Origin of the sequence: Streptomyces misionensis (assembly GCF_900104815.1) — a bacterium.
Classification (GTDB): Bacteria; Actinomycetota; Actinomycetes; order Streptomycetales; family Streptomycetaceae; genus Streptomyces; species Streptomyces misionensis.
Genome location: NZ_FNTD01000004.1, coordinates 4,888,699 through 4,902,625 on the forward strand (window position 1 = coordinate 4,888,699; position 13,927 = coordinate 4,902,625).

At 72.2% G+C, this 13,927-nt stretch carries 12 protein-coding genes; 8 read left to right on the forward strand and 4 right to left on the reverse strand.

Translation table 11 applies throughout. The features are described from left to right. The first annotated feature begins 16 nt into the window (after positions 1-16). Positions 17-667, forward strand: coding sequence for a leucine efflux protein LeuE (leuE, locus tag BLW85_RS23980; protein WP_074993068.1), 651 nt, complete (start codon positions 17-19; stop codon positions 665-667). Positions 668-704: 37 nt separating this feature from the next. Here the strand turns inward: leuE and BLW85_RS23985 are convergent, their stop codons facing one another. Next, positions 705-2,090 (reverse strand): FAD-dependent monooxygenase, encoded by a 1,386-nt coding sequence (locus BLW85_RS23985; protein WP_074996186.1) that lies wholly within the window; start codon positions 2,088-2,090, stop codon positions 705-707. A 71-nt stretch (positions 2,091-2,161) separates the two neighbouring features. Between BLW85_RS23985 and BLW85_RS23990 the strand changes: the two genes are divergently transcribed. Beyond that, positions 2,162-2,815 (forward strand): TetR/AcrR family transcriptional regulator C-terminal domain-containing protein, encoded by a 654-nt coding sequence (locus BLW85_RS23990; RefSeq protein WP_074993069.1) that lies wholly within the window; start codon positions 2,162-2,164, stop codon positions 2,813-2,815. Here BLW85_RS23990 and BLW85_RS23995 read toward each other — a convergent pair. The 3 genes from BLW85_RS23995 to BLW85_RS24005 all read right to left on the reverse strand — a co-directional run bounded on the left by BLW85_RS23995 (position 2,812) and on the right by BLW85_RS24005 (position 6,418). Beyond that, positions 2,812-3,960, reverse strand: a complete 1,149-nt coding sequence (locus tag BLW85_RS23995; RefSeq protein WP_177330031.1) for an acyltransferase family protein — start codon at positions 3,958-3,960, stop codon at positions 2,812-2,814. The genes BLW85_RS23990 and BLW85_RS23995 overlap by 4 nt on opposite strands. A 149-nt stretch (positions 3,961-4,109) precedes the next feature. Beyond that, positions 4,110-5,444 (reverse strand): alpha-2,8-polysialyltransferase family protein, encoded by a 1,335-nt coding sequence (locus BLW85_RS24000; RefSeq protein WP_074993070.1) that lies wholly within the window; start codon positions 5,442-5,444, stop codon positions 4,110-4,112. After that, the gene (locus BLW85_RS24005) at positions 5,441-6,418 is read right to left on the reverse strand and encodes a glycosyltransferase family 2 protein (protein WP_074993071.1); all 978 of its coding nucleotides are present in this window, start codon (positions 6,416-6,418) and stop codon (positions 5,441-5,443) included. Before BLW85_RS24005 ends, BLW85_RS24000 begins: the two co-directional genes overlap by 4 nt. A gap of 198 nt (positions 6,419-6,616) precedes the next feature. Between BLW85_RS24005 and BLW85_RS24010 the strand changes: the two genes are divergently transcribed. From BLW85_RS24010 to BLW85_RS24035, 6 genes are all read left to right on the forward strand, one after another. Continuing rightward, positions 6,617-7,930 carry a DUF6716 putative glycosyltransferase gene (locus tag BLW85_RS24010; RefSeq protein WP_070026194.1) on the forward strand — a complete coding sequence of 438 codons (1,314 nt, stop codon included), beginning with the start codon at positions 6,617-6,619 and terminating at the stop codon, positions 7,928-7,930. 23 nt (positions 7,931-7,953) lie between these two features. Beyond that, on the forward strand, positions 7,954-9,216 hold the full coding sequence (locus tag BLW85_RS24015) for an N-acylneuraminate cytidylyltransferase (RefSeq protein WP_074993072.1): 1,263 nt from the start codon (positions 7,954-7,956) through the stop codon (positions 9,214-9,216). A 12-nt stretch (positions 9,217-9,228) separates the two neighbouring features. Then, complete coding sequence (locus BLW85_RS24020; protein ID WP_070026192.1) at positions 9,229-10,167, forward strand: N-acetylneuraminate synthase family protein; 939 nt, start codon at positions 9,229-9,231, stop codon at positions 10,165-10,167. 32 nt (positions 10,168-10,199) lie between these two features. After that, complete coding sequence (locus BLW85_RS24025) at positions 10,200-11,456, forward strand: hypothetical protein (protein ID WP_074993073.1); 1,257 nt, start codon at positions 10,200-10,202, stop codon at positions 11,454-11,456. A gap of 119 nt (positions 11,457-11,575) precedes the next feature. Next, a complete protein-coding gene (locus tag BLW85_RS24030; protein ID WP_074993074.1) occupies positions 11,576-12,028 on the forward strand; it encodes a hypothetical protein in 453 nt (150 codons plus the stop codon). Positions 12,029-12,035: 7 nt separating this feature from the next. Then, the gene (locus BLW85_RS24035) at positions 12,036-13,880 is read left to right on the forward strand and encodes an alpha/beta hydrolase (RefSeq protein WP_070026189.1); all 1,845 of its coding nucleotides are present in this window, start codon (positions 12,036-12,038) and stop codon (positions 13,878-13,880) included. Positions 13,881-13,927: the final 47 nt, after the last annotated feature.

The following is a 13,927-nucleotide window of genomic DNA, read 5'->3' on the forward strand; positions in this document are numbered from 1 at the left end:
TGCGACACTCCTTGCCATGTTCGGTGTCGTCCATCTCCCCACGTATCTCGCGGGCGTGGCCCTGATCGTGCTGCTGCCCGGGCCCAACTCCCTCTATGTGCTGTCCGTCGCCGCCCGCCGCGGGGTGCGCGCCGGGTACACCGCGGCCGCCGGGGTGTTCTGCGGGGACACGGTGCTCATGACCCTGTCCGCCGCCGGAGTCGCCTCGCTGCTCCAGGCCAACGCCGTGCTGTTCGGGATCGTGAAGTACGCGGGCGCCGGATATCTGACCTGGCTGGCGATCGGCATGATGCGGGCGGCCCGGCGGATGTGGCGCACCCGGCGGGAGCGGCAGCCGGAGGAGACGGCGGAGGCGGCCGTCGCCACCGAGGAACGCCCCTATCGCCGCGCCCTCGTGGTGAGCCTCTTCAACCCGAAGGCCATTCTCTTTTTCGTCGCTTTCTTCGTTCAGTTCGTGGACCCGGGCTACGCCTACCCGGCCCTCTCCTTCGTCGTGCTGGGCGCCTTCGCTCAGGTGGCCAGCGTGCTCTACCTCAGCGCCCTCATATTCGGCGGCACCCGCCTCGCCGCCGCCTTCCGCCGCCGCAAGCGCCTGTCGGCGACGGCGACGTCGGCGGCCGGCGTCCTCTTCCTCGGCTTCGCGGTGAAGCTGTCGCTGGCGTCGTAGTGGCGCGGGCCGGCAGGAGCGGCCGGGGCGCCGGAGTTCAGCCGCCCAGGACGGAGTCGAGGTACGCCGCCAGGTCCTCCGTCGCCGTCTCGCCCGCCCAGCCGACGTACCCGTCGGGGCGGACGAGGAAGACACCGGGGCCGTAGGACCGGGGGGCCGACGGCAGGGTGCGCACGCCCGCTCGCGGGGCGGCGGCCGCGCCCAGCAGGGTCCAGTGCGGGCCCCGGAAGAGGTCGAAGAGGCGGCCACCGGGGATCTCGGCGTCCGGCGCGCGGTCGCCCGCGCGCACCCGTCCCGGCTCGGTCCGGGTCTCGGCGCTGAGCGACGACTCCCGGTAGCCGACGCCGAGTTGGACGGTGGCCCGGCCCCGCCGGACCTCGCCGCGGTGCACGCCGGTGGACAGTTCCAGCACGGCCGCGGCGTTCGCCCGCCGCTCCTCCTCGTACGTGTCCAGCAGGGACTCGGGGGCGCCCCGCAGGACCGCGTCCAGCTTCCAGCCGAGGTTGTAGGCGTCCTGGACGCTGGTGTTCAGGCCCTGTCCGCCGGCCGGTGAGTGCACGTGCGCGGCGTCGCCCGCGAGGAACACCCGGCCCACCCGGAACCGGTCCGCGAGCGCCGCCCGGGGCCGGAACTCCGAGGCCCAGCGCACCTCGGTCACATCCGAGGCGGCCAGGTGGGTGTACCGGGCGACCAGCTCGCGCACGCCGTCCTCGGTCACATCCGGCTCCGAGCCCACCGGCAGCCGCGCGGCCATCTGGAACTCCTCGGTGCCGGCCAGCGGGCAGAGCCCGAGGGCGCTGTCGTCCGCGGCCGGGAAGGCGTGCCAGTGCGACCGGTCCAGGCCCCGCACCCGCAGGTCCGCCACCACGAACGGTGCCGGGTCGACGGTCTCGCCGGTCATGCCGACACCGAGGGCCCGCCGGATCCCCGAGCGACCGCCGTCGGCGGCCACCACATGGCGCGCGCGGACCGTCGTACCGTCGGCGAACGCCACGTCCACGCCGTCCGCGTCCTGCGCCAGGCCCGTGACCTCGCGCCCGAAGGCGGCCTTCCCGCCCAGTTCCGTGAGCCGGGCGTACAGGATCTCCTGGGTGCGCCACTGCGGGACCATCAGCGGCGCGGGGTACGGCGTGCCCGCGTCCGGCTCGAACCGCTCGAACATCGACTCCTCGCCGACCCGCTCGCCGTCGCGCCAGACCATCCGGTCCGGGTAGGGGCCGCCCGACGCGCGGACCGCGTCGATGACGCCCAGGTCGTCGAAGACCTCCTGGGTGCGGGGCTGGATCCCCTTGCCGCGCGAGCCCGGGAACAGGGCGTCCGCGCGCTCCACGAGCCGGGCCGCGACCCCGCGCCGGGCCAGGTCGATGCCGAGGGTGAGCCCGGTGGGGCCCGCGCCCACGATCAGGACATCCGTCGTATCCACGGCCACATCTCCTTAACGCCGTTAAGTTCCTTGGGTCCGAGAGTGCCCTTAACGCTGTTAAGCTGTCAAGCGTGAGTGCGGAACGACGATCGCCCCTGGACCGTGCGCGGGTCGCCGACACGGCGCTGCGGCTGCTGAACGAGGTCGGCCTCGACGGGCTGACCCTGCGCGCCATCGCGAAGGAGCTGGACGTCAAGGCGCCTGCCCTGTACTGGCACTTCAAGGACAAGCAGGCGCTGCTGGACGAGATGGCGACACAGATGTTCCGGCGGATGACGGCCGGCGCCGGACTCGATCCCGCCGACACCTGGCAAGAACGCCTGCTGAAGGTCAACCGCGGTCTGCGCGCCGCGCTGCTCGGCTACCGCGACGGCGCCAAGGTCTTCAGCGGCTCCCGCTTCACCGGCGTCGACCACGCCCCCGCCCTGGAGGCGAACCTCCGGCTCCTGACGGACGCCGGGCTGACCTTCGCCCAGGCCGTCGACGCGGGCCGCACGGCCTACGCCTACACCATCGGCTTCGTCACCGAGGAGCAGGGCATGCGCCCCCTGCCGGGCGACGAGAAGGTCCGCACCGACATCGCCGACCGCGCCCGCCGCCTGGCCGACCACCCCCTCGCGGCGGCGGCCGGCGAACTCCTCTTCGACGACTACGACCGCCAGTTCGAAGAAGGACTGGCGGTCGTGATCGCGGGGATCGGGGCGCGGTACGGGGTGGCGTCCTAGACGCCGGAAGGGCCGCGCGCCTTCAGCGCCCGCCTGAGCCGTGGGCCGAACGGTTTCTCCACGAACCGGTGGATGAGCCAGGCCAGGAGCAGCATGGCCAGGACCGTCACCGCGAGGGTCGCCCCCGGTGACAGGCCGAGGGTCCGGCGCAGGACGCGGATGACGAACCAGCCCAGGTGTTCGTGGACCAGGTAGAAGGGGTACGTCAGCGCGCCGGCCGTGGTCAGCCAGGGCCAGGACGCCCAGCGGGTCAGGCCGAGGGCGACGGCGGCGACGGCGGCGAAGGCGAGGGCGACGATCAGGATGACCACGTAGGGGTCGCGGTGGAAGCCGAAGTGGCCGGCGGGGTGCCACAGGCCGCGGGTGGCCTCGCTCTGCCCGAGCAGCAGGGACACCGCGACGATGCCCCACAGCAGCGGGTTCCCGCCGAAGCGGTGCACCAGGTAGAGGGCGAGGCCGCCGATGAAGAAGGGCGCGTACTCGGGCATGAGGATCTGGTCGGTCAGCGCGTTGCCGGTGGTACGGCAGACCACCACCGCCAGTGTCCACACGGAGCAGAACAGCACCACCCGGCGGTAGGTGACACCCCGCGCGACGACGAGCAGGGCGAACAGCGCGTAGAAGCGGACCTCGGCCCACAGCGTCCAGCACACGCCGAGCACGCGGGTCGCGCCCATCGGCTGTTGCAGCATCGTCAGGTTGACCAGGAACTCGTCCGGGCGGACCGGCGCGATGACGGCCGGCAGCACCAGGGACGCCGCGGTGACCAGCACCAGCGCGACCCAGTAGGCGGGGTAGAGGCGGGAGACCCGGGAGCGGAAGAAGTCGCCGAGGGTGCGGCCCCAGCTGCTCATGCAGATCACGAAGCCGCTGATGACGAAGAAGAACTGGACGCCCAGGCAGCCGTAGACGGACAGCCGGGACAGGGCCGGGAAGAGCGTGGCCGGGCTCTGGTGCCAGGACTCGGAGACCGTGCCGCCGCGGCCGGTGTAGTGGTACAGGCAGACCATCAGCGCGGCCACGAGCCGCAGCCCGTCCAGTGCGAGCAGCCGGCTCCGGCGATCGGTGGGGGTGGCGGTGGGGGCGGCCGTCGTCCGGTCGGGCGGGGCGGGGACGGCGTCGAGGGTGGGGGAGGAAACAGCCATGGTGCCCGGCGCCTACCCGGACACCGGGATTCATGTCTCACGATCACATGAAACTACCTGAAAAGTGGCGGTAGTTGGGCTTACGTCCGGGTTAACGGCACGGGGCGGGGGCGTGGGCGGACCCGGGTGCGGGACGGGTCCGCCCGGACTCAGCGCCGCACCGTCCTGCGCAGGCTGCGCGCCTTCTTCGCCACCCGGCGCACGGTCACGTTGCGCGGGATGAACGCCAGCTGGGACGGGATCCCGCCGGGCAGGGCGAGCGAGGTGAGCCTGCGGCGCTTGAAGTAACGGGACGTCTCGGGACCGAAGTTGGCCGCGAGCCAGGTCTCCGTCTCCGCGCGCAGCCCCGGCAGGATCTTCGACTGCATCGCGAAGCCCACCGCGCGCACCAGCGCGCCCAGCCGGTCCACGTCCATGCCCTGGCGCCGCTCGGTGACCGCGGCCGCGTCGGACAGCTCCGGCAGCAGGGCGTCCACGATGGTGACCGGGATCCGGTTGCTGTTCTCGTACGGCGTCAGCCGCTCCAGCAGCAGCTCGGTGCCCACCCGGGCGACCGGCAGGCCGTAGAGCGCGGAGGCGGTGAGCAGGGCCGTGGAGAAGCAGCCGACGACCAGCGCGGGACGCATCCGCTGGTACAGCACCTCGGCGAGGACCGGCGTGTCCACGACGGTCAGCTCGACACCGAGCCGCTCCGCCTCCTGCTCCAGCGAGCGGGTGTAGCGCGCCGGGGCGGTGGGGTGGGGTTTGAACACGACCGCGGTGTGGCCCAGGGCCGCCGCGCCCCTCAGCATCCGCACGTGCAGGTTCTCCTCCTGCTCCGCGGTGAGGATGTCCAGCGCCGACAGGTACTGCCCGAGCAGCAGCGCGGGCTCCTCGGCGTCCGGCGTCCCGGCGGCGGTCTGCGCGAGTTCCGCGAGCACCTTCGTGAAGGCCTGGGTGGGGACCAGCTCGCCGGGCACCTTGAACTCGGTCAGCAGCAGCGGCGCCAGTCCCGGCACCAGGTCCAGGTGGAGCACCCGGTCGATGCGCGTGCCGACCAGCGGGTCGATCTTGTTGCGGGTCGGGCCGTAGGACATCAGGCCGTCCGCGTAGACCGTGACCGGGGCGCCGTTGAAGATCTGGGCGAGCGCGAGCGCCGGATTGACCTGGATCGACTCGACGGCCAGCTCGACGTCCTCGTCGCCCAGCCGCCACTCGTGCCGCAGGAACCGTTCCCACAGCGGCATGTCGTCCACCCGGGGAGCCCAGCCGCCCGGGTGGAACGGGAAGATCGTCTCGTTGTACGAGATCACGTCGTCGAACCGGTCGCGCAGCCGCTCGAACCCCGGCATCTCGTCGGGACCCGGCGTCGTCTCGGGCGTCGCCGCGTTGTTGCAGACCAGCAGGATCCGCCGGTCGGCGGAGTCGAAGCAGCCGGAGTCCAGGGCGGCGGCGAGGGTGGCGATGCCGTACAGCGTGGACGCCTGGAAGATCTGGGTGGTCACGCGGCGGCCCCCGCGGCGGCGGGACGGCGGCGCAGCCGGCGCAGCTTGGTGGCGCGCTGCACGTCCATGGAGTCCAGGGCCTCGTCCAGCACGTCCTGCGGCATGCGGCGCAGTGCGGCGGCACTCAGGGATTTCAGTTTCTTCGCCACCGCGGGCTCGAACCTTTCGATGGATCCCAGATGATGGGAAATGATGGCGCAATACGTACGGACCGCCTTCGGCAGCAGTGCGTCCGCATCGCGGTCCGCGGCGGTCTCCGCGATCACCTGATCGAATGCCCGAATGAAATCGAGCTGGCGCACATCGCCGATCTGGGTGAGCGAGGAGGCGACCCCGCGCCGGTAGAACACCCCGAGCAGGCTCACCGCGGCGAAGGATTCCGCCTCCCGGTGCAGCCTCCAGATCCACGGCCGGTCCTCGGCCGTGCGCAGCCCGTCGGTGAAGTGCAGCAGCCCCTTGTCGACCAGCCGGCGGTGGTAGACGCCCGCCCAGGCGAACGCGTAGTCCACCGAGGTGGAGCGGTCCGCGGGCAGTATCGCCTCGCGCGGGTCCAGCACCTGGTTCCGCCGGCCGACCGGCACCCGGTGCACCTGGCGGGCCCGCGCGGTGCACTGCACATGGTCGGTGCGCAGAAAATCGACGCCCAACTCCTCGATCGCGCCGACCAATTGCTCGAAGTAGCCCGGGGCGAGCCAGTCGTCGCCGTCCAGGAACGTCAGATACTCGCCGCGCGCCCGGTCGATGCCGGTGTTGCGCGCGGTCGCCAGACCCCCGTTCTGTTCGTGCCGGACGAGGACCGCCCCGGGCAGCTCGCGCTCCGCGCGCGCGAGAATCCCGGGTGTCCCGTCGCGGGAACAGTCGTCGACGAGAATGAATTCGAAGTCCTCACGCGCGTTCGCCTTCAGGCTCCTGAGCGTGTCGGGCGCGTATTGCTGCACGTTGTAGAACGGCACGATGACGGAGAGCTTGACCACGTCAGGGACGTTAGGCGGACGCCCGTCATTCGTCTTGACGCCGTGCTTGATACTGGGTGAATGGCATGTGGCGAAGCCGTGAACCAGGCTTTATTGCGGCCCTCCCGCGGGCCGATTCGCCGTCCGGCGACGTGCTGTTAACCGTTTGTTGCTTTCGGGTTGGGCGGAACGGCGGAATGCCTTCCTAGCGTCTTCGGCGTGCCAGCAAGTGCAACGAAGTCCCTGCGGGTCGCCGTCCTCGCGGACTCCGACACCCGCTGGAAGTGGGGCGCGCTCACCGCGCGACGGCTCACTCCGGCGGATGCCGAGGTCCGGCTCGACGGCTACCTCCTGCGCGGCCGCGCCACCCCGACCGCCCGCCAGCTGAGCGAGGTGGGCGTCCGCGCCGACTCCCTCCGCGAGGTCACCGGCGTCGAGTTCCTGCACGCGATGGGCCGGGAGCCCTACGACGTGCTGGTGCTGGCGCTGGTCGGCGGCGGCGTCCAGGCGATGCTGCACGGCCTGCGCAACGTCTGGGGCACCGGCCGGCGGCCCGTCGTCGTCACCGGCTACGTCGGCGTCGTCTACGAGAAGCTCACCGACGGCCTGCTGCTGCGGCACGGCGCGGACCTGGTCCTCGCCAACTCCCGGCACGACGCGGACCGGTTCCGGGCCGTGTACGAAGGGGTCGGCGCGGACGCCTCCTCGGTCACCGAGGTCGCGCTGCCCTTCCTCGGCGGGGAGCCGTACACCGGCGAACACGACCCCTACACCGTGGTGTTCGCGGCCCAGCCGTCCGTCCCGGACAACCGCCGCGACCGCACCTACCTGCTGGACCGGCTCATCGGGCACGCCCGCAGGCACCCCGAGCGGGAGGTGCTGCTCAAGCTGCGCTCCAAGCCCGGCGAACACACCACCCACATCGAGGAGCTGCCCTACCAGAAGCTGGTCCAGGGCAAGGACGTGCCCGCCAACTTCCGGCTGGTGTACGGGCACATGGGCGAGGTGCTGGACCGTACCGACCTGCTGGTCACGGTCAGCTCCACGGCCGCCCTGGAGGCCCTGCACCGGCGTGTGCCCACCGTCGTCCTGACCGACCTCGGGGTGCGCGAGGCGCTCGGCAACCACCACTTCACCGGCTCCGGCTGCCTCGCCTCCTGGGACCAGCTCGACGCCGGGCACCGCCCCGCCCCCGACGAGGAGTGGGTGGCCCGGCAGGGCGTCGCCGCCGGGGGCGCCTCGTACGAGTCCTGCTTCTCCACGGCCCGCGAGCGCATCGCCGGGCTGCTCGACCGCCCCGGCGGACTGCCGCCCCTCACCCCCTACTACACCTCCGAGACCGCGCCCGGCTATCTGCCCGGCATCCTCGCCCGCCACCACCTCGGCCCCGACGGCGCCCCGCTGCCCGGCGCCCCCACCGCCGACAAGGCGCCCGGCCCCGTCCGCCAGATCGTGCGCCGGGCCGCGCGCGGCGCCTACCGGCACGGCGTCCAGCGCGTCGCCCCGGTGATCCGGCGGATGGGGGAGCTGTGACCTCTACCCAAGGAGTGGATCCCATGTCCGACCCGCAAGCGGGCCAGGGCGCCTCGGTGCGCCGGGTGCTCGCGGTGATCCCCGCCCGCGGCGGCTCCAAGGGCGTGCCCGCGAAGAACCTCGCCCCGGTCGGCGGCGTCCCGCTGGTGGCCCGCGCGGTGCGCGAGTGCCGCGCCACCCGGCTGGTCACCGACGTCGTGGTCTCCACCGACGACCAGGCCATCGCCGCCGCCGCCCGCGCGGCCGGCGCCGAGGTGGTGCTCCGCCCGGCCGCCATCGCCGGGGACACCGCCACCTCCGAGGCCGCCGTCCTGCACGCCATGGACGCCCACGAGGCCCTGCACGGCGAGGTCGTCGACACGGTCCTGCTCGTGCAGTGCACCAGCCCCTTCCTCGTCCGCGAGGACATCGACGGCGTGGCCGGCGCGGTGGTCGAGGACGGCGCGGACACCGCGGTCACCGTGGCCCCCTTCCACGGCTTCGTCTGGCGGCACGACGAGACCGGCACCGGGGGCGGGGCCGGGGTCAACCACGACAAGTCGTACCGCCCCCGCCGCCAGGACCGCCCCCAGGACTTCCTGGAGACCGGCGCCGCCTACGCCATGGACGCGGCCGGTTTCCGCAAGCACCTGCACCGCTTCTTCGGCCGCACCGAACTCGTGCGCACCGACCCGGCGCGGGTGCTGGAGATCGACGACCCGCACGACCTGGCCCGGGCCCGCGCGCTGGCCCCTCTCTTCGACGCGGACCTCCCCCACTCCCGGCACCGCCCGAACGGGACCCCGCACGGCGCGCTGCCGACCGCCGACGACATCGACGCGGTCGTACTGGACTTCGACGGCACCCAGACCGACGACCGGGTGCTGATCGACTCCGAAGGACGGGAGTTCGTCTCCGTGCACCGCGGCGACGGACTCGGCATCGCGGCCCTGCGCAGGAGCGGGCTGCGGATGCTGATCCTGTCCACGGAACAGAACCCTGTGGTCGCCGCCCGCGCCCGGAAGCTGCGCCTTCCCGTGCTGCACGGCATCGACCGCAAGGACCTCGCGCTCAAGCAGTGGTGCGAGGAGCAGGGCATCGCGCCGGAGCGCGTGCTCTACGTCGGCAACGACGTCAACGACCTCCCGTGCTTCGCCCTCGTCGGCTGGCCCGTGGCGGTCGCGAGCGCTCACGACGTCGTACGCGGCGCCGCACGCGCGGTCACCACCGTCCCCGGCGGTGACGGCGCGATCCGAGAGATCGCCAGCTGGATCCTCGGCCCCTCTCTCGATTCCCTCCCCAAGTAAGGACATCCCCTGATGAGCACCAACTCCCGTCTGCGTTCGTTCGGTTCGCGCGAGGTCGGCCCCGGCCGTCCCGTCTACATCTGCGGCGAGATCGGCATCAACCACAACGGTGAGCTGGAGAACGCGTTCAAGCTGATCGACGTGGCCGCCGAGGCCGGCTGCGACGCCGTCAAGTTCCAGAAGCGCACCCCGGAGATCTGCACCCCGCGCGACCAGTGGGACATCGAGCGCGACACCCCCTGGGGCCGGATGACCTACATCGACTACCGCCACCGCGTGGAGTTCGGCGAGGACGAGTACCGCCGGATCGACGCGTACTGCAAGGAGAAGGGCATCGACTGGTTCGCCTCCCCGTGGGACACCGAGGCCGTCGCCTTCCTGGAGAAGTTCGACCTCCCGGCCCACAAGGTGGCGAGCGCCTCCCTCACCGACGACGAGCTGCTGCGCACCCTGCGCGCCACGGGCCGTACGGTCATCCTCTCGACCGGCATGTCCACCCCGAAGCAGATCCGCCACGCGGTGGAGGTCCTCGGCTCGGACAACATCCTGATGTGCCACGCCACCTCGACCTACCCGGCGAAGGCCGAGGAGCTGAACCTCCGCGTGATCAACACGCTGGAGAAGGAGTTCCCGAACGTCCCGATCGGCTACTCCGGCCACGAGACCGGCCTGCAGACCACCCTGGCCGCCGTCGCCCTGGGCGCCACCTTCGTCGAGCGCCACATCACCCTCGACCGCGCCATGTGGGGCTCCGACCAGGCCGCCTCCGTCGAGCCGCAGGGCCTGACCCGGCTCGTCCGCGACATCCGCACCATCGAGGCCTCCCTGGGCGACGGCGTCAAGAAGGTCTACGACTCCGAGCTCGGCCCGATGAAGAAGCTGCGCCGCGTCGCCGGTGTCGTCGCCGAGGCCGAGATCGCGGCGGCCGCCGGCGAGCCGGTCACGGTGTGAATCCCCACTTACGACGGGACGGTCACCCCCCGATGAGCCCCCGCGCCGGCCACCCCGGCCCCCCTTCCCGCACGCTCGCCTTCGTGGAGAGCCCGGTCCAGCTGCTGAACGTGCTGGAGTGGGCGCGTCCGCACGGCCTGCGGGGCAGGGAACCGGACGTGGTGCGGGGGACCGCTGCCGGGTCCGGTCCGGGACCGGTCACGGGCGCCGCGCCGGCGCCGGACCCGGGCCGGCCGGCGGGCACGGACCGCCCGCCCGCCCCGGAACCGCTGCCGTCCGTGCCCGCGCAGGTGCGGCGGACCGTGGCCGGGGGCCCGGCGCAGGCCGGCGCCGACCTCACGGTCGTCGTGCTGTCCCCGACCGACCCCATGACCCGCGGCCAGCTGCGCCGCATGGCGGACCTGGCCCGCGACGAGGGGTACCGGGTGCGCTGGGAGGAGGCGCGCGGCGGAGCCACCGCGCCCTTCGCCACCATCGGCGGTCTCGCGGGACTGCTCCGCCGGGCCGACCGCGTCGTCATGGGCGACCCCTTCTCCCGCTACGTCCAGCTACTGCTGACCATCACCCGCGCGCGCGACCTGGTCGTGGTGGACGACGGCACCGCGACGATGGAGTTCGTCGCCCAGCTCGCCCGCGGTGAACGCCTGGTGCGCTGGCACCGCAAGGGCGGCCGTCCGGGCCCCCGCGACCTGCTGTTCGCCCCGGTCTCCTCCTCGGCCCGCCGCAGGCTGACCCCCGGCGGCCGCCGCCGGGTCGAGGTCTTCTCCTCGATGCCGGTGACCGAGGTCCCGGACGGCGTCACCGTCACCGCGAACGACTTCGCCTGGACCCGCGCCCGCTTCGGCCCGCCGCGCATCACCAAGGGCGCGGACATGGTGGGCACCTCCCTGGTGGAGACGGGTGTGGTGGACGGCGAGCGCTACCTCGACGCCGTCCGCACCCTGGCCAAGGCGCACGGCGCCACCCGCTACTTCGCCCACCGCCGCGAGAGCACGGAGAAGCTGCACCGGCTGGCCACGGAGACCGGACTGGAGATCGTCCGTCCCGACCTGCCCCTCGAACTCATCGCCCGCCGCGGCCCGATCGGCCGGACGATCCTCAGCTTCCCCTCCACCGTGGTGCACACCCTCCCCCTGGCCCTCGTCGGCACCGGAGTCCGCGTCGCCGTCTGCGACATCGACCCGACCTGGCTCACCGACCACGCCTCCCCCCGGGCCCAGGGCTTCCTGTCGGGGGTGACGGGAACGGCCCGCGACGTGCACCGACTGGCGAGGGTGAGCCCCGCGTAACCCCCTCGCCCGCGCACGCCCCAGGTAAGAGGTTGACTTGATTTCTTACCTGCCTCACAGGGAGCATGGCGTCGCCGGCGCGGCCTGCCGGCAACGGGGACAACGGGGAGGCTGCAGGCGTGTCCTGGGACGAGTGGGAGCAACTGAAAGCGGACGCCGCGACCCGCGGCGGCACCGGAATGCGACTGAACCAGCTTGATCCAGGCGGCGGAGGCGGCGGCGCCGACGCCGGCCGTCTCAAGTCGGACAAGAAGGTCTGGACGAAGGCCGGCGAGGACACCAAGGGCCTCCAGGACGGCCTCGGCAAGGCGCTGGGGAAGCTGGAGGAAGGCCAGTCGGGACTGGGGGACACGGCCGGTTGCCAGTCCGCCGCCGCGCAGAAGGAGTTGCACGACTCCTGGAAGAAGTACGTCGACGACGTGAACGGCCGCTGCGGCGAACTCGGCGGGCTGCTGGAGCGCGCGGGGCACGACCTGTCGATGACCGACGGCGACGTGAAGGCCGAACTGGACAAGCTGAAGACCAAGTACCAGGACACCGAGGCCGTCGGCGGCCAGGCGAAGGGCCGGTGACGGGGGCGTGGACCTGGCGACCCTGAAGGCCCTCAAGCCGTCCGAGTACCAGGAGGCCGCGGACGGCTACCAGGCGACCAGCGACACCGCGAGCGCGGCCAAGGACACCGTCGAGAACGGGATCAGCGCGGCGATACGCAACCGGCTCGAAGGCAAGGCGGCGGAGGCGGCCCTGCGCGAGCTGAAGGAACTCGGCAAGAACTTCCACTACGTGCAGACCGAGTGCGCGCTGGTCAGCACCGCGTTGAACGCGTTCGCCTTCGACATGGCCGCGGCCAAGCGGAAGCTGGAGGCGGCCCTGGCGGACGCCGAGGCGGCGGGCTGCAAGGTCGGCGCGGACGGCTCGGTCACCTTCCCCGCGGGCGGCAAGGAGGTCGACGGCAAGGTGCCGGAGGGCGGCACCGTGCGGGCGAGCACCAGCCCGACGGACCCGACGGCGTCCGCGCTGGAGCGCCAGGCCGTGAACATGCACCCGAACCCGAACTTCGGCAAGGCCGTGGAACTCGCCGACCGCATCGGCGACGCCCTGAAGGAAGCCACGGACGCGGACGCCAAGTGGGCCCCGAAACTGCGGGCGTTGAAGGCGGACGACGACCTGGTGGTGTCCAACCGGGACTGGTCGGACGTGAAGTCGGACCAGGACGGGGTGAGCGACGCGGGCAAGAAGTACCTGGACTCGCTGCCGCAGCCGCCCGAGAAGGGCAGCCCGAAGGACAACGCGGCCTGGTGGAAGGGCCTCACTCCCGAGCAGCGTGCGGCATGGCTGTCCCTGCGCCCCGACAGCGTGGGCAAGCTCGACGGCCTGCCCTCGACGGTGCGCGACGAGGCCAACCGCGTGGTGCTGGACGAGACGCAGGCGCGCTACCGGATCGAACTCGACGGCATGCCGAAGCCACCGGCCAACGAGTGGACGTACATCACCGCCTACGGCGGCTTCGGGGCGATGCCGTCCAAGGTGCACACCGACGAATGGATGGACTGGTACCGCAAGTACGGCGAGCGCTACGACCACCTCACCAAATCGCTGAACGGCATGGAGGCCATCCAGAGCCGCTTCGACTCGACCGGCCTGGGCACCAAGGACCACCGCACGGGCCTGCCCCCGGCCTTCCTCCTCGGCTTCAGCGCGGACGGCAACGGCCGGGCGATCATCGCCAACGGCGACCCGGACACGGCCCGGCACCAGGCCGTCTACGTGCCGGGCACGACCTCCAACCTGAGCAACATCGGCGGCAACGTCGACCGGATGACCGCCACCTGGCGGGTGGCCACCGACGAGGCCGACGGACAGCCCGTCTCGACCATCACCTGGCTCGGTTACGACGCCCCGCAGGACATCGTGAAGGACTCGCCGTTCCGGCACTACGCGGACGACGGCGCCCCGGCCTTCAACCGGTTCCTCGACGGACTGGAGGCCGCGCACTCGGGCGACGACCCGCCGCACCGCACCGTGATCGGGCACTCGTACGGCACCACCCTCGTCGGCTCGGCCGCCGACCACGGCACGCTGAACGCGGACGACGTGATCACCGCGGGCAGCCCCGGCGTGACGGTGCCGAAGGCGGAGCAGCTGGACGTCCCGAAGGGCCATGTCTGGAACGAGGAGGCGGACGGCGACATCGTGCCGGACATCGGCCGCTTCGGCCACGGCGGTACCGACTGGGACGGACCCTGGACCGTGCCCAGCGACGAACGCTTCGGCGCCAACCAGATGACCACCGACACGAAGGGCCACAGTGGTTACTGGGACGAGGGCTCCGACAGTCTGCTCAATCAGGCCCTGGTCGTCGCCGGACACGGGGAGGACGTGCAGCTGAAGGAACCCACGCCGACCTGGAAGTACACCCGTTAGGAAGAGCGAGGCCCGCCGATCTTGAAGAACCGCACGAGCGCCGCCGC